Origin of the sequence: Pedobacter sp. (assembly GCF_965227205.1) — a bacterium.
GTDB lineage: Bacteria > Bacteroidota > Bacteroidia > Sphingobacteriales > Sphingobacteriaceae > Pedobacter.
In genome coordinates this window covers 1,335,093-1,352,038 of the sequence record NZ_OZ245727.1, presented here as the reverse complement: position 1 = coordinate 1,352,038, position 16,946 = coordinate 1,335,093, and the positions used below count along the sequence as shown (strand labels likewise).

General features: G+C 36.6%; 10 protein-coding genes and 1 other RNA gene. 8 read left to right on the top strand and 3 right to left on the bottom strand.

Features of this window, described 5'->3' with window-relative positions:
* The first annotated feature begins 1 nt into the window (after nucleotide 1).
* From ACO05K_RS05745 to ACO05K_RS05725, 5 genes are all read left to right on the top strand, one after another.
* A complete protein-coding gene (locus tag ACO05K_RS05745; protein WP_421943497.1) occupies nucleotides 2-457 on the top strand; it encodes a hypothetical protein in 456 nt (151 codons plus the stop codon).
* Nucleotides 458-621: 164 nt separating this feature from the next.
* On the top strand, nucleotides 622-1,272 hold the full coding sequence (locus ACO05K_RS05740; RefSeq protein WP_421943496.1) for an SCO family protein: 651 nt from the start codon (nucleotides 622-624) through the stop codon (nucleotides 1,270-1,272).
* Between the two features lie 114 nt (nucleotides 1,273-1,386).
* The gene (locus ACO05K_RS05735) at nucleotides 1,387-1,809 is read left to right on the top strand and encodes a c-type cytochrome (RefSeq protein ID WP_421943495.1); all 423 of its coding nucleotides are present in this window, start codon (nucleotides 1,387-1,389) and stop codon (nucleotides 1,807-1,809) included.
* 59 nt (nucleotides 1,810-1,868) lie between these two features.
* An RNA gene (gene rnpB, locus ACO05K_RS05730) (RNase P RNA component class A) lies at nucleotides 1,869-2,247 on the top strand.
* A gap of 521 nt (nucleotides 2,248-2,768) precedes the next feature.
* Nucleotides 2,769-4,175 carry a sigma-54-dependent transcriptional regulator gene (locus tag ACO05K_RS05725; protein ID WP_421943494.1) on the top strand — a complete coding sequence of 469 codons (1,407 nt, stop codon included), beginning with the start codon at nucleotides 2,769-2,771 and terminating at the stop codon, nucleotides 4,173-4,175.
* 143 nt (nucleotides 4,176-4,318) lie between these two features.
* Here the strand turns inward: ACO05K_RS05725 and ACO05K_RS05720 are convergent, their stop codons facing one another.
* Together ACO05K_RS05720 and ACO05K_RS05715 are read right to left on the bottom strand one after the other, a co-directional pair.
* Nucleotides 4,319-6,109, bottom strand: coding sequence for a chloride channel protein (locus ACO05K_RS05720; protein ID WP_421943493.1), 1,791 nt, complete (start codon nucleotides 6,107-6,109; stop codon nucleotides 4,319-4,321).
* Nucleotides 6,110-6,186: 77 nt separating this feature from the next.
* Nucleotides 6,187-6,909: an RluA family pseudouridine synthase gene (locus tag ACO05K_RS05715; protein ID WP_421943492.1), complete on the bottom strand. Its 723-nt coding sequence runs from the start codon at nucleotides 6,907-6,909 to the stop codon at nucleotides 6,187-6,189.
* Between the two features lie 249 nt (nucleotides 6,910-7,158).
* Between ACO05K_RS05715 and topA the strand changes: the two genes are divergently transcribed.
* Nucleotides 7,159-9,723 (top strand): type I DNA topoisomerase, encoded by a 2,565-nt coding sequence (gene topA, locus ACO05K_RS05710; RefSeq protein WP_421943491.1) that lies wholly within the window; start codon nucleotides 7,159-7,161, stop codon nucleotides 9,721-9,723.
* Between the two features lie 245 nt (nucleotides 9,724-9,968).
* A complete protein-coding gene (locus ACO05K_RS05705) occupies nucleotides 9,969-10,373 on the top strand; it encodes a hypothetical protein (protein ID WP_421943490.1) in 405 nt (134 codons plus the stop codon).
* 115 nt (nucleotides 10,374-10,488) lie between these two features.
* On the opposite strand, the gene ACO05K_RS05700 is transcribed toward ACO05K_RS05705, so the two are convergent.
* Nucleotides 10,489-10,911, bottom strand: a complete 423-nt coding sequence (locus ACO05K_RS05700; protein ID WP_421943489.1) for a nuclear transport factor 2 family protein — start codon at nucleotides 10,909-10,911, stop codon at nucleotides 10,489-10,491.
* Nucleotides 10,912-11,205: 294 nt separating this feature from the next.
* Here ACO05K_RS05700 and ACO05K_RS05695 point away from each other — a divergent pair, with 294 nt between their 5' ends.
* Nucleotides 11,206-16,800, top strand: coding sequence for an alpha-2-macroglobulin family protein (locus tag ACO05K_RS05695; protein WP_421943488.1), 5,595 nt, complete (start codon nucleotides 11,206-11,208; stop codon nucleotides 16,798-16,800).
* Nucleotides 16,801-16,946 lie beyond the last annotated feature (146 nt).

The following is a 16,946-nucleotide window of genomic DNA, read 5'->3' as shown; positions in this document are numbered from 1 at the left end:
AATGAAAAATAAAATAACAGTAATAGCTACGGCATTAATCTTAATTTTTGGCGCTTGTAAAACAGAGCCTAAAGCAAACGACATTAAAAAAGAAGTCTTAAACATCCATGATAAATTAATGATTGATGGAGAAAAAGTGATTAAAAATAGAATGGCCTTAGATTCAGTTTTGAAATCTGAACAGATAAAATCCACTCAAGATTCATTACATGTTGCTGATTTAATTATTCGTTTAAACAAAGCGGATGAAAATATGATGGATTGGATGCACTTTTTTAAAGACGATTTTAAAGGAAAAGATGAGCAGGAAGATTTAGAATATTACAAAACGCAGATGATAAAAATTCGGGCGGTTGAAGATAGTTACATCAAAGTAACTAAAGAATCAGATTCTGTTTTGAAAACTTACAACATCAAGCCAGCTGATAAAATGGAAATGACGCACCATAAACATTAGTTCACATATTTATCCCGCTGATTTCGCAGATTTCCGCAGGTTAATATTAAAAATCAGCGAAAATCTGTGTAATCTGCGTGAACCAAATTTAATCAAAATAATAATAGCACTAGAATTGCCTTCTCCAAAACAGAGGTTGTATATTTACACTTTAATAAAATACCATGAATAAAATTATTTCTTCGATAGCCATTTGCTTGCTATCCGTTTCCATACTTTCGTCTTGTCAGCAAGAAAAAAAACTACCCATTTACGGCGAACGCCATGCCGAAACCAAAAGAGATGCTGCTGGAGTTGAAAAGATTGATACTGTTTATCAAACCATTCCAAATTGGGCTTTTTTGAATCAAGACAGCATTTTAACTACAAATAAAATTACCGATGGAAAAATCTACGTTACAGATTTCTTTTTCACGTCGTGTACCACCATTTGCCCAACCATGCACCGCAATTTAATGATGGTTTACAACGATTTTAAAACCAATCCCGATGTGATGTTTGTATCGCACACCATTGATTTTAAATACGATAAGCCATCAGTGTTGAAAAAATATGCACAAAAGTTAGGCGTTGATAATGCAAAATGGCAATTTCTTTACGGCAGCAAAGACAGCGTTTATACCTTAGCAGAGAAAAATTATTTAGTAGCTGTAGGCGAAGATAGTACAGCTAAAGATGGTTATATCCATCAGGGTTATTTGGTTTTAGTAGATAAAGATAAGCGCATTCGCGGTGCTTACGATGGCACTAAAGAAGAGCAGGTAGCACAATTGAAAAAGGATATTCCGGTTTTATTGGCAGAGTACAAGAAATAAACTAATTAATATCGTCATTTCGACCGAAATGGAGAAATCTTTGAACCAACTAAAAAAATTTCTCGGCTCCATTTTATTCCGCTCGAAATGACGATACTTTAATGCAAAACATCCATGCGCAAATACATCATCAATTCTATTTTCCTGCTTTCAGTTATAGCTGTAATCATCTCTTGTCAAAACCAGGAAACTATTGATTTACAAAACTATATGTCGAACGGAAAGGACATTTACAAAGCTAAATGCCAGAATTGCCATGGCGAAAACGGCGAAGGTTTAGGTCAGCTGGCGCCACCTTTAACCGATTCTGTTTTCTTGAAAACCAATAAAAACAATTTAGCTTGCATCATTAAAAACGGAACCAGCGGTAAAATTGTAATTCACGGTAAAGAATATCAGGAAAAAATGCCTGGTTTCCCCGAATTAGCCGATATTGATGTAGCTCAGGTAATGGTTTACGTTACCAACTCGTTTGGCAATAATCAGGGTTTTGTACCTTATTCAAAGGTTTCAACTCAACTACAAAACTGCAAGTAAGCAGAAAAAATCTCCATGTTTTTGTGTCTTTGTGGTTAAAAAAATCCATATTTGCGCAAAATGCAGGTTGTTCTATCGCTGTTTCGGGTAAAACCGAGAGAGAGGAAAGTCCGGGCAACATAGGGCATCTCGCTTTCTAACGGAAAGGGATTTAGGAATGAAAACCTGAATTACGGATTAGTGCAACAGAAAATATACCGCCCAACGCAAGTTTGGTAAGGATGAAAACGTGCGGTAAGAGCGCACGAGCATTGCAGGCGACTGCCGTGTTTGTAAACCCCGAGCGTTGAAAGACCAAATAGGCTAACGCATGTAGGGCTGCCCGTCCGATGTTAGTGGGTAGGTCGTTAGAGGTAAATGGCAACATTTACAGTGGATTAATGATAGAAATTCTAAGTAATTAGAAAACAGAACCCGGCTTATAGACCTGCATTTTTATTATTTCTTGGAAAGGTAAAACAGTAATTCTTGGGTTATTTCAGCCCTGCTTTTCATTACAATCTTTTTGGGCTTCTTCATTAGCGCTCTGAGCGTCATTGCGAGGAGGAACAACGTGGCAATCTTTTTAGTTTATACAACAAAAAGTATTTTCATTTCAATCAGGTTTATTTTACAAAAACCTGTAACATCGAACTTAAAACCTACCTCAAGTTTTAATTGTCGTTTAATGTTTTGCCACGGAAACACTGAAGGCACGGAAAAGACTTATGCATTCCAAATGATGTTTCCTACACAAAATTGAGTTAAATAAACCTGATGGAAATGGCATCCCGAATTTCTCGGGATAAAATGTACAGCAGGACTGAATAATCCGATGGAAATCTATCCGTTGCTTTTCTAATTAAAAAATAAAACCTTTTTAACTATTTCCCGTTTATAGCCTAAATCATTGTATAAAAAACTATACATTAATTTAAAAATAATATATTCGCATATCAATTAGAATAAACAAATACTAAATGGCCAAACTATTAATTATTGATGATGAGCGGGCGATAAGAAGCACTTTACGCGAAATCTTAGAATACGAAAACTATGATGTAGAAGATATCGACAATGGTATCGATGGGCTTGAAATGATTAAAAAAGGTAATTTCGACCTCGTACTTTGCGATATTAAGATGAATAAAATGGATGGTTTGGAAGTGCTTGAGCAAGCACAAATTATCAAGCCTGATTTACCTTTCATTATGATTTCTGGTCACGGAACGGTTGAAACCGCAATCGAGGCCAGCAAAAAAGGAGCATTCGATTTTATCTCAAAACCACCAGATTTAAACCGCTTATTAATTACTGTTCGTAATGGTTTAGACCGTGGAACACTTGTTACTGAAACCAAGGTTTTAAAACGAAAAGTTAGCAAAACAAGAGAGATTTTAGGCGAATCGGAAAGTATTTCTAAAATAAAAGAAACCATTGAACGTGTTGCCCCTACTGAAGCTCGTGTATTAATAACTGGTGCAAATGGTAGTGGTAAAGAATTGGTAGCCCGTTGGTTACACGAAAAATCAAATCGTGCTGATAGCCCTTTAATTGAAGTAAATTGTGCTGCAATTCCGTCAGAATTAATTGAAAGTGAATTATTCGGTCACGAAAAAGGTTCATTTACTTCGGCAGTAAAGCAACGAATTGGTAAATTCGAATTGGCCAATGGCGGAACGTTATTTTTGGATGAAATTGGTGATATGAGCCTTTCTGCCCAAGCAAAGGTTTTGCGTGCTTTACAAGAGCATAAAATTTCTCGTGTAGGCGGTGAAAAAGAAATTGATGTAAACGTTCGCGTTTTAGCGGCAACAAATAAAGATTTATTAAAAGAGATTGAAGATGGTAATTTCCGTATGGATTTGTACCACCGATTAAATGTAATTAACATTCACGTTCCGCATTTAACCGAGCGTACAGATGATATTCCTGTTATTGCACAAAACTTTTTAGATAGCATTTGTAATGATTACGGAATGCCTGTTAAAAAGATTAATGATAGTGGTATGGCTGCTTTACAAGCTTTACCCTGGACAGGTAACGTTCGTGAACTGCACAACATGATTGAGCGTTTGATTATTTTAAGCGATAAAGTAATTACTGAAAATGATGTTCGTGCTTTCGCAAACCCCGGTGGTGGAACAAATATCGGGGCGGCTACAAGTGCACAAATTGCAGGCTCTGCAAATGGCTCGGGCATGTCTTCATCTTTCGATAGCTTTAGTAATTTCCAGGATTACAAAGACCACGCAGAAAAAGAATTTATCAAATTTAAACTTGAAAAAAATAACTGGAACGTTTCAAAAACTGCTGATGAAATTGACATTCAAAGAAGTCATTTATACAGCAAGATTGAGAAGTTTGGCTTGAAGAGGGCGGAGTAGCATTCTGTTAAAATAGAAAAAATGGAATATTGAGCCTACTCGATATTCCATTTTTTTTATCGAAGCCTGTCATGTTGAGCTTGTCGAAACACAATTTTTATAAAAGTTCTTCGACAAGCTCAGAATGACAATAGTAAAAAGGGTTACCCCATATAATCATTCTGCCTCATCAACAAAGCCCTGTATTTGTTAAAAATGGCTGTTTTCGATACAAAACCTTTGTAGCGATTAGCTTCATCAACCACAGGCAAAATCCACACATTATCTTCTTCCATTTTTCTTAGTACAACTTTCAAATCATCAGTTTCCATAATTGTATTTGGTGCATTATGAACCAAGTTTGTAGCCTGAAGATTTTCTTTATCAGGATTATTAACCATTTCGTTAAACAATTCTTCAATGTAAATGATGCCTTTGAAATCGCCAACTTCATCCGTTACAGCACAAATGTTCTTACGAGATTGTACTATTTCATTCATCTTTAGTGAAACCAAATCATTCATATATAGTTGAGGATAAGATTTCTCTACTAAATACTTCAATTTCATTTGACTTAAAACTGTCGAATCTTTATCCTCGTGAGATAACAATTCACCTTTATCGGCAAGAACCTTAGTGTAAATAGAGTGTTTTTGTGAACTGCGATTTATAGCGTAAGATATTGCCGTAGTAATCATCAAGGGAACCATTAAAATGTAACCACCTGTAATTTCTGCAATTAGGAAGATACCTGTTAACGGAGCATGCATAATCGAACCTAAAGCAGCGGCCATTCCTGCAACGATAAAATTAGAAACATTCAAATGTGCAATACCCGAAAGATTTACGGTATAAGCGAAAATAAATCCAATTAATCCGCCCATAATTAAACTTGGCGCAAAAGTACCACCATTACCGCCCGCACCCAAAGTAATTAGCGTAGCCAGTGATTTCATAAAAATTGTTACCACTGTAAACAATACTACCAAGGCTGGAATAGTATTATAATCTTGAAAAATACTATTGTTAATTACAGTTAAATAATCTCCTCTTAATAAATTTTTCATAGTAATATAGCCTTCTCCATACAGTGTTGGAAAGAGAAATACTAAAAAGCCAAGCATTAAACCACCAACTACAACTTTCGTGTAAGGATGCTTTATTTTATAAAACAAACCCTTAACAGCGTAATTCGCTTTGGTAAAATAGATGGAAAACAAACCTATCAAACCTGCCAAAAGCACATAATAGAATAACGCATTAATCTGCCAGCCTTCTGTTACCAGGAAAAATAATTGCTGCGTGTAAAATAATCTTGCAACAACAGCAGCAGTTGCAGCTGATAATAAAAGTGGAATAAATGCTGGAATGGTAAATTCTGGTAATAAAATTTCAATCGCAAAAACAATTCCTGCAACCGGACTATTAAAAGCACCGGCGATACCTGCAGCGGCACCACAAGCAACGAGCATCGTAATTTCACGATAAGATAAACCTAAAAACCGACCTAAATTTGAACCAATAGCTGAACCGCTTGTAACAATTGGTGCTTCTAACCCTGTGGAGCCACCAAAACCAACTGTAATGGCTGCTGTAATAATTTGAGAATAAATATTATGTGGCTCTACCCTGCTCGATTTCTTCGAAATAGCGTAAAGCAAAGGGGTTAATCCTGTTTCGAATTTACTTTTTCTGATGAAATACTTAATGTATAAAACCGTTAGAAAAATACCAATCATTGGAAAAATGAAATACAGGTAGTATTTGTATTTCCAATGCCAGTCTGATTGCAGAAATTCTTCTATGTGATGGGTTAAACTTTTTAATGCCGCTGCTGCCAAACCGGCTAAAACACCAACAATTACAGCGAGTATAATTAGAAAATTACGATTTGAGATTTTTGATTTACGGTAATGATTAATCTTGTCAAGGTAATTTACAAAACGGATATACATTCTATTGGGATTTAATAGAGAGCGAAGAATCCAAATGTAAGAAAAACTGTAAAACGAGGCAATTTTAGTACATGAAACTATACATCAAACTTATCCAGCAGTTTAATAAGTGTTGCATAATCTTTAGGATATGGTGCATCAATTACAATATCTTTATCATCTAAACCTTTAAAAACTAAGTGTCTGGCGTGCAAAGCAAAACGTTTCATAATTGGCTGTTCTTCTTCACCTTTGGTTAATTTATATCCTCTTTTAATTGATGAAAGAAAAACGGGTTTACCTTTATACATATCATCACCAACAATTGCAGCTCTTTGCGTAGCCAGGTGGATACGAATCTGGTGCATTCTTCCGGTAATCGGTTTACACTCAACTAATGTATAGTGTTTGTAGTATTTTAAAGAGTTAAAAATTGTTTCCGCTCTTTTTCCTTCAGCCCTATCAATGGTTACATTCTTGTTTCCATCATTAAGGATTGGCAAATCAACCAGTAAATCATCAAAAATTAAATGTCCATCTACTACAGCGTGATAAGTTTTATCAACTTTCCTACGCTCAAATTGCATAGATGCATGGCGATAGCCTTCCGGATTTTTGGCAATGATTAAAGCACCCGAAGTTTCCTTATCTAAACGGTGACAAACCTGTGCATCATCACTATATTGTTTAGCTAAACGCAATACATTTGTCTCACCAGAACCACCTCTTTCATCTAGCGAAGCTAAAAATGGTGGTTTATTGATTACGATAAAATCGTTGTCTTCGAAAAGAATTAGGTCTTTAAAATTTGGGTACTTCAAACTATGTTACAATTTATGAATTACAAAAATACAGATTTTATTTTCAAAGCATGGCTTAAAGTAGCTTTATCTAATCTAGGATACACTAAATCAATAGAGTAAAATATAATCCATGCAGGTTTATCGGATAGATAAAAAGTCGAAAAATCAGATTTTATTCTGTTTTTTTCAAAATTAAATTGTATAAAATTAGTGTTGAGTTTGGATTTATAGCTTAATTATAGCTTTATTTGCACAAAAACGTATTTCATGGCTAAGAATTTATTAATCGTCGAGTCTCCTGCAAAGGCTAAAACCATAGAAGGCTATTTAGGAAAAGATTTCCTTGTGAAATCTAGCTATGGCCATATTCGGGATTTAGCGAAAGGCGATATGGCTATCGACATTAAGAATAATTTTGCCCAAACTTACGAGGTGCCTGCCGATAAGAAAAGTATGGTTGCCGAATTAAAAAAACTAGCTAAGGAAGCCGAAATGGTATGGCTAGCATCCGATGAAGACCGCGAGGGAGAAGCAATTTCCTGGCATTTATTTGAAACATTAGGACTTAAAGCTGAAAAAACAAAACGTATTGTATTCCATGAAATTACAAAGCCAGCGATTTTAAAAGCCATTGAAAGTCCAAGAAATATAGATTATAATTTAGTAAATGCACAACAGGCTCGTCGTGTTTTAGATAGATTGGTTGGTTTCGAACTTTCTCCTGTTTTATGGAAAAAAGTGAAGCCATCGCTTTCTGCAGGTCGTGTACAATCGGTTGCAGTGCGTTTAATTGTTGATAGAGAAAGAGAGGTACAAAACTTTAATGCTGCTGCTGCATATAAAATTACGGCTCAGTTTTCTACTGGTAAAGGGAAGGAAATTGTAAAAGCAGAATTGCCACAACGTTTCGAAAGCGAAGCTGACGCAGAAAAATTCCTTCAGGATTGTGCTACAGCCAAATTTGACATTACGAGTTTAGAAACTAAACCTGCGAAACGTAATCCTGCTGCTCCATTTACCACATCAACTTTGCAACAAGAAGCTTCTCGAAAATTGGGTTTTTCAGTTGCCAGAACCATGCAGGTTGCACAAAGATTGTACGAAGCAGGTAAGATTACGTATATGAGAACGGATTCGGTAAACTTATCGGATACGGCTTTGGCGGCTGCAGAACAAGAAATTAAATCGGCTTATGGTAATCAGTATCATCAGCCAAGAAAATATAAAACCAAATCTGCTGGTGCGCAAGAGGCTCACGAAGCCATTCGCCCAACTTATTTCGATAGACATACGGTTGATGGTGATATTTCGGAAAAACGCTTATACGATTTAATCTGGAAACGTTCTATCGCATCACAAATGAGCGAAGCTTTGTTTGAAAAAACTACGGCTCAAATCACCGCATCAACCAGAAAAGAACATTTAGTTGCCGAAGGCGAAGTTTTAAAATTTGATGGTTTCTTAAAAGTTTATTTAGAATCCACAGATGATGAAGAAGCTGAAGAAAAAGAAGGTGGCTCAATTCTACCTCCATTAGCAAAAGGACAAGAATTATTTTTAAAAGAAATGCAAGCTACGGAACGTTATTCTCGTCCGCCGGCTAGATATACAGAAGCAAGTTTAGTTAAGAAATTAGAGGAATTAGGCATTGGCCGCCCGTCTACTTATGCGCCAACAATTTCTACGGTACAAAACCGTGGTTACGTGGTTAAGGAAGACAGAGATGGTAAGCAGCGCAAATTTACAGCTATAATTTTAGCCGATGGAAAAGTAACTAAGGACACAAAATCGGAAATTACTGGAGCTGAAAAACAGAAGCTCTTCCCTACTGATATTGGTGAAGTGGTTAATGACTTCCTGGTTGAGCATTTTAAAGGTATTGTAGATTTTAACTTTACGGCGAGTGTAGAAAAGGAATTTGATGAGATTGCACAAGGTTTACAGGAGTGGACTAAAATGCTGCATTCTTTCTATAATCCTTTCCATTTAGAGGTTGAAAACACTTTAGAAACTGCTGAACGTGCTACTGGAGAACGCTTATTAGGTTTAGACCCTGCAAGTGGCAAAAACGTTTACACCAAGGTTGGTAAATTTGGTCCGTTGGTGCAAATTGGCGAACTTGACGAAGAAGAAAAACCACGTTACGCTAGTTTAATGCGTAGCCAATCTGTGGCAACCATTACTTTAGACGATGCTTTGGAATTGTTCAAACTTCCATTCTCGCTACCAGATTTTGAAGGTAAGGAGGTTATGATTGGTGTTGGTCGTTTTGGTCCTTATTTGAAATGGGGCGAAAGCTTTATTTCATTGCCTAAAAACGAAGAACCTTTGTCAGTTACTTTTGAAAGAGCTGTAGAAATTATCAAACAGAAAATGGATGATGATGCACCAATTGCACATTACAAAGGTTTGGGCGTTACTAAAGGTAAAGGTCGTTTCGGTCCGTTTATTAAATGGAACGATTTGTTTATCAATATTCCGGCTAAAGGTTATGATTTTGATAATTTATCTCAAGAAGATATTGAAACCTTAATTGGCAAAAAAGTAGAAAAAGAAGCTAACCGCTTTATTAAAGTTTGGGAAGCAGAGAAAATCTCAATAGAAAACGGACGTTGGGGACCGTTCATCCGTTTCGGAAAGCTGATGTTGAAATTGAGAAATAATGAGGCAACCAAACAAAAATATACTGCTGAAGAATTAGCCGATGTTGATTTAGAGGTAATTAAAAAAATGATTGTTGAGCAAGTGCCAAATGCTTTCGAAACCAAGAAAAAAGCACCTGCAAAAAAGAAAGCACCAGCAGCTAAAAAGGCTGTAGCGAAGAAGAAATAGACTAGGATTAAAGGATTTTAGGATTTCTACGATAATGGGGATAAGCTTGAAATTTAATGATTTAAGGCGGTCGTCATTGCGAGGCACGAAGCAATCTCTTTTATTAATAATATAAAAGAAGGGAAATAAAAATGTCATTCTGAGCTTGTCGAAGAATTTATGTCGATAAATTATATTATAAATCGGTTAGTTGTTCTCCAAACAATTAACCGATTTATTCAGTTTAAACCATTAAACAATTTACAGTGAAAGCCGATTTACCAGAAAATACAGTTGAAGATATCGCAATGGCGGTTGTGCTCATGGGTGAAACTCCAGAGGTAAAAAACTGGACTGTTTATCTAGTTAATTTGAAAAACGAAGCCATTAGCAATGTTTTAATCAGTTCTAAAGGTTATGGTGAAAAAGATGGCAAACAAGTTAAAACTTCGGTTTTAAGACACTTCATCGGCGATATGAATGCAAATGACTTTAAAGGTGTGGAAGCAATCGACCCAGAAGTTTTCGGTTTAACAAATGAATATTGGCTAAGTTATTACATCGGCTCTACCATCTACGATAAGAAATTTATCTTCCTGCCAGAAAGTATTGTTGATTCAAATTTGATTAAAATACCACTGGTTAACAGACCTGGGGTGATGATAAAATAAGTTATACGTTGTAAGTTTTACGTAATAAGTTTTGAAAGACATACAACTTTAAAACACAGCATCCGCCCAAACTTAATACTTCTAACGTAAAACGTACTACTTAATACGTACAACTCTAAAGCACCTTAACCGATTGCCTTGCAAGTAATTTCCATCCAGCCTTCTCCTTGCTCCAAACAAGTACAATATTTAACTTAATATTACCCGGAACGTTTCTATCGTTAGTTTTTCCACTTAAAACATGACGAACAATAGCTGTTTTGTTTTGAATCACAATACTTTGTTCAGCTAAATTGATATCTAGAAAATCAGAATTTCCAGACATTAGAGAATGTATAAACTGCTGCTTTGTTTCAACTTTTCCGTTGGAATGTCCGTAGCTCAAATTCCCTAAAATTAATTTATCCAAAGCCGAGCTATCAGGATTAATCATCAATTTGGTTAAATTGGCAACAGCTTTTTCTACTTCGTTATCTTGTGCAAACGAGAAATTAGCAATCAAAATTAAACTCGCAAAAATCAATAATTTCTTAATCATATCTGGCTAAATTGGGTTGATGTTGTAAACTTATCTAAATGATTTTTAAGGAACAAATGGAAAACATTTAAAACCCAAAGAATTGCGCTAACACAGGCAAATAATAATTAGAAACCATCAAAAGATATTAAATTTCTTACGGATTTAAATTACTTCAAAATACAAGAAATAAAATTGATAGTTTTAAACTATAAATAAGTTTAGCAAAAAAAATCCCTAAAACGCTAATTTTCAACATAATTTATTTTGAACTGAATTTTAGCTAATTTCCTCCATCTAATTAAAATTTCAAAAATGGAACAACCATCTACCTACCAATCTTCCTCCAAAAAGAAATTTATTTTTATAGGCTTACTTGCAGTTTCAATTGCCGCAATCGCATTTGTTTTTTTTAATCGAAAGAAAAAAACAAATGAAGATAATCAAGCCTATGCAAAATATATCGAAGCTTACACTTCCGGAACCATATCAAAAAAGAGTTTTATTCGGCTTCATTTGGCCAACGCAGCAACAGGAATGCAGGATTTAGGCAAAGCCGATTCACGGGATTTATTCGATTTTTCGCCATCTATTTCTGGAAAAACGTATTGGATTGACCCACAAACTGTAGAATTCCGTCCAGATGAAAACCTAAAGCCAGGTAAAGAATACGAGGCTACTTTTAAGTTATCAGAAGTTTCTGCAACAGAAAAAGGATTAGAGGATTTCGATTTTGAGTTTAAGGTAATTACACCGGGTGTAATGCTCTCGCAAAACGGCTTGGTTTCTCAGAATAATACTTCATTAGATTATATGAAGTTAACTGGTGAAGTTGCTACGGCCGATGCTGAAGAAACTTCAAAAATCGAAAAAATTATTGAACTTGATTTCGACCAGAAACTGAAAGTTAAGTGGCAACATGACCCCGCCAAAAATATTTCAAAATTTACGATTGATAGCATCAAGAAAAAAGGTACAGACCAAACTTTAAAAGTTAAATGGGATGGCGATGCAATTGATGCAGACCAAAAAGGAGAAGAAGAAATTAGAATTCCAGCTTTAAATAAGTTTGAGATTTTGGATATGAAAGCCATTCAGGGCGAAGAAGATTATGCTTTAGTTCAATTTTCAGAACCTATTGGTGTTGGTCAGGATTTGACAGGTATGATAACGCTTGGCAATTTAGGCGATTTACGCTTTACGATTGATGCAAGTCAGATAAAAGTTTATGCTGCTGAAGAATTGAAAGGCGATTACACGCTAAGTGTTAATAATGGTGTAGAAAACATCAATGCTAAAACCTTATCAGGAGGCAAAACGGCCAATTTAACTTTTGAGGATAAATTACCGGCCGTTACTATAGGGGGTGCAGGAACGATTTTACCAAATTCAGGCAAGCTTGTTTTACCTTTCGAAGCCATCAATTTAAAAGCAGTTGATGTAACGGTAATTAAGATTTATGAAAATAATATCCCTCAGTTTTTCCAAACCAATAGCTATAAAGATGGAAATGAATTGCGTCGCGTAGCAAAACCGATTCTCCAGAAAACAGTTCGTTTGGATGAAGATAAAGCTTTAAACCTCCATAAAAAGAATCGTTTTACTTTAGATTTAGATAAAATGATACGTACCGAACCTGGTGCAATGTATCGGGTTACCATAGCGTTCAGACAAGAATATAATGCATACAATTGCAAGGAAAATGCTGGTTCAACAGAAGAAAACGATGGAGAAGGATATTATGATGAAGAAGGCGGTAATTATGGTGAAAAAATTGATGAAGATGATGATTTCTGGCAACGCTACAATAATTATTACCCACAAAATTACCGTTGGAACGATAAAAATAATCCTTGCACACCATCGTTTTATACTAATGAGCGTTGGGCAAGTCGCAACCTGATTGCTTCAAATATTGGTTTGGTTGCAAAACGAGGAAACGATAATAGTATGCTTATCGTTGCTACCGATTTATTGACTGCAAAGCCATTAAGCGGAGTAAGTTTAGAATTATTGGATTACCAGCGACAAACCATTTTCACCACCAAAACCGATGGTGATGGCTTTGCCAGATTTGATTTGAAACGCCAGCCATTTTTATTGATTGCCAAAAATGGTTCAGAACGTGGTTATTTAAAATTAGACTATGGAAGTTCGCTCCCGCTAAGTCGTTTTGATGTTGGCGGTGATGTTGTACAAAGCGGTTTAAAAGGCTTTATTTATGGCGAACGTGGTGTTTGGCGACCAGGAGATAGTTTGTTTGTTTCCTTTGTTTTGGAAGATAAATTGAAGAAAATTCCTGCCAATTATCCGGTTACGATGGAGTTTTATAATCCGAAAGGACAGCTTTATAAACGATTGATTAACGGAAAACCTGTAAACGGATTTTATACTTTTAAAACCGCAACCGAAAGTACTGCACCAACAGGGAACTGGATGGCAAAAGTTAAAGCAGGTGGCGCAACTTTTACCAAAACTTTGAAGATAGAAACGGTAATGCCAAACCGATTAAAAATTGATTTCAATGTTGGCAACAGAACTTATTTAACCGCAGGAACATCTGCTTCTACCCTATCTGCAAAATGGTTATTCGGTACCCCTGCTCAAAATTTGAAAGCAAAGGTTGATGTTAATTTGAATACTACTGAAACCAAATTTAAAGGTTTTGATGGCTTTAGTTTCGATAACCCAACGGTGAATTTCGAATCGCAGGTAAAAACTATTTTCGAGGGCACATTAAATGCTGCCGGAACAGCTCAGATTAATACAAATTTGAATGAAAACAATACAGCTCCTGGAGTTTTAAGGGCAAATTTCACCACTAAGGTTTTCGAACCTGGAGGCAATTTCAGCATCGATAATTTTAGTATTCCTTACCATGTTTACAGCAGTTATTTAGGCGTTCGTCCGGAAAAAGGCGATAAATTGAGTGGCATGTTGGTGACTGGAAAAGACCATAAAATTGAAATTGTAAACGTAAATACCGATGGAAAGCTTCTAAGCGGAAGCAAAACCGTACAGGTTGAACTTTACAAAACGCAATGGCGTTGGTGGTGGGAACAAGACAATCAATATACCTACGCAAATTTCACGCAAAATCAATACAACAAACTAGTAGAAACGCATCAAGTTAGCTTATCGAACGGAAAGGGAAGCTGGAATCTACGCATTGATGAGCCAGAATGGGGACGCTATTTAATCCTGGTTCGCGATTTAAATGGCGGTCACGTTACCGGAAAGTCAGTTTATGTAGATTGGCCAGGTTGGGCACAGCGTGAGCAAGGCGCAAATCCAACCGAGGCATCGATGTTATCTTTCACCGCAAATAAAGAGAAATTTACTGTCGGCGAAGATATTACGCTAACCATTCCAACAGCTAAAGATGGCAGAGCTTTAATTTCTATCGAAAACGGAAGCAGGGTTTTAAAAACTTTCTGGATTGATACCAAAGCCGGACAAACGCAATACAAATTTAAGGCTGAGAAAGAAATGGCTCCGAATGTTTTTGCCAACATTACGCTATTACAACCTCATGCACAAACGGTTAACGATTTGCCAATTAGGATGTATGGTGCCATTCCACTTTCGGTTGAAGACCCGCAAACAATTTTAAAACCAACCATTAAAATGTTGGATAAAATTAAACCAGAAACTGAAAATACCATAACAGTTGGCGAACAAAACGGCAAAGCCATGACTTATACCATCGCTTTGGTGGATGAAGGATTATTGGATTTAACGCGTTTCAAAACGCCAGATCCACATGGTGCATTTTATGCCCGGGAAGGTTTAGGTGTTAAAACCTGGGATTTATTCGATTACGTTTTAGGTGCATGGGGTGGAAATTTAGAACGAATTTTAAGCATTGGTGGTGATGGAAGTATCAACAAAAACTTAAATCCTGCAAAAGCAAACCGCTTTAAAGCTGTAGTTAAATTTATGGGTCCATTTACAGTTGGTAAGGGCGAAAGTAAAACCCACAAATTCAAATTGCCACAATACATCGGTGCTGTGAGGGCAATGGTTGTAGCTGGTCAGGATGCGGCTTACGGTTTTGCAGAAAAATCTGTTCAGGTTAAAAAGCCATTGATGGTTTTGGCAACTTTACCCCGTGTTATCGGTCCGGGTGAAACATTTACCCTACCTGTTACGGTTTTTGCAACAGAAAATAACCTGAAGAATGTTTCTGTTCAGCTTCAAGCCAATAATTTGATTGTTCAGGGAACGAATAAACAGCAGCTCTACTATGCAAAAACTGGCGAGCAAATGGCTTACTTTGAAGTGAAGGCGCCTAACACCGTTGGTATTGCAAAGGTTAAAGTAATTGCCCAAAGCGGTAAAGAAAGAACCGATTACGATGTAGAGATGGATATCAGAAATCCAAATCCTTACATTACAAATGTGGTTTCGGCTACAGTACAACCTGGTCAAAAATGGGCGGTAAATTATTTACCTATCGGGATGACGGGAACAAACTCGGGAACTTTAGAAGTTTCATCAATTCCGGCGATTAACCTGAAAAAACGTTTGAGCTATCTAATTCAATATCCTCACGGATGTATCGAGCAAACCACTTCAGGTATTTTCCCTCAATTGTATTTAGATAGATTGAGTCCGTTGAATGAACAACAAAAGGCGATGACAGAGAAAAATATCAAAGCCGGAATTACAAGACTTAAAGGTTTCCAAACCACTGATGGTGGCTTATCTTACTGGCCTGGAGAAGGAAGTTCTGATGAATGGGGAAGCAATTATGCAGGGCATTTCTTAGTTGAAGCACAGAATGCAGGTTATACCTTGCCTGTTGGCTTGCTTGATGAATTGCTCCGTTATCAAAAAACAAAAGCGGCAAACTGGGCACCAAATAGCAATAATTTTTATGGCGGCGACCTAGCTCAAGCCTATCGTTTGTATGTTTTGGCTTTAGGTAAAAAACCAGAAATGGCAGCAATGAACAGACTTAAAGCATTTGAATATTTATCGGTAGCTGCAAAATGGAGACTGGCTGCAGCCTACAAACTGGCAGGACAAAATAGTGTTGCGCAAAATATGATTAGCGGTTTAGATACATCGATTCAGCCTTACAAACAGTTGGGCGGGACTTATGGCTCTGATGTTCGCGATGAAGCCATGATTTTAGAAACGTTAACGCTTTTAGGTCAGAAAGCTAAAGCTGCGAGTTTATTACAACCATTGGCTGCAAAGCTTGGCGAAAATACGTGGTATAGTACACAAACAACGGCTTATAGTTTATTGGCAATCGCGAAGTTCTGTGGCTCAAATCAATCATCTAATAAATTGCAATATCAATATGTTTTAGATGGAAAAACTGCGCCGGTAAGTTCTAATCAATACATCAACAGCACAGCGGTAAACTTTAAAGGCAATACTGCATCTATTATCAATAAAGGAAGTAATGTATTGTTCGTTCGTTTAGTTTTAGAAGGACAACCAGTTGCTGGGCAGAATAACTTCTTGCCAAACCGACCTGATGTTTTAGATATGAACGTGGCTTACAAACGCTTGAACGGTACACCTTTGGACCCCACAACTTTAAAACAAGGAACTGATTTTTATGCAGAAGTTACGGTTAAAAACCCTGGCAGAATGGGTTATTACGAGCAAATGGCACTAACGCAAATTTTTCCTTCAGGATGGGAAATCATTAACACTAGAGTAAATGATAACCAAAGTATGTTAGCATCCTCTCCTTTCACTTATCAGGATATTAGGGACGACCGTGTTTTCACCTATTTCAATATCCGTGAAAATGAGAGTTTGGTTTATAAGGTTCTGCTGAATGCTTCCTATACTGGCAAGTATTACTTATCAGCAGTACAATGTGAAGCGATGTATAACAATGATATTTCTGCTACGCAGGATGGAAAATGGGTTCAGGTGGTGAAGTAAGATGTAAACCCTGCAAAGTTTTAAGGCAAAAGGCTGGATAGACTTCGTAAGCTTTATTTCGGCATCTGACCAGTCCTGAAATAAGCATAGATTGCTTCGTTCCTCGCAATGACGTATATGGCGGTCGTCATTGCGAGGAACGAGGC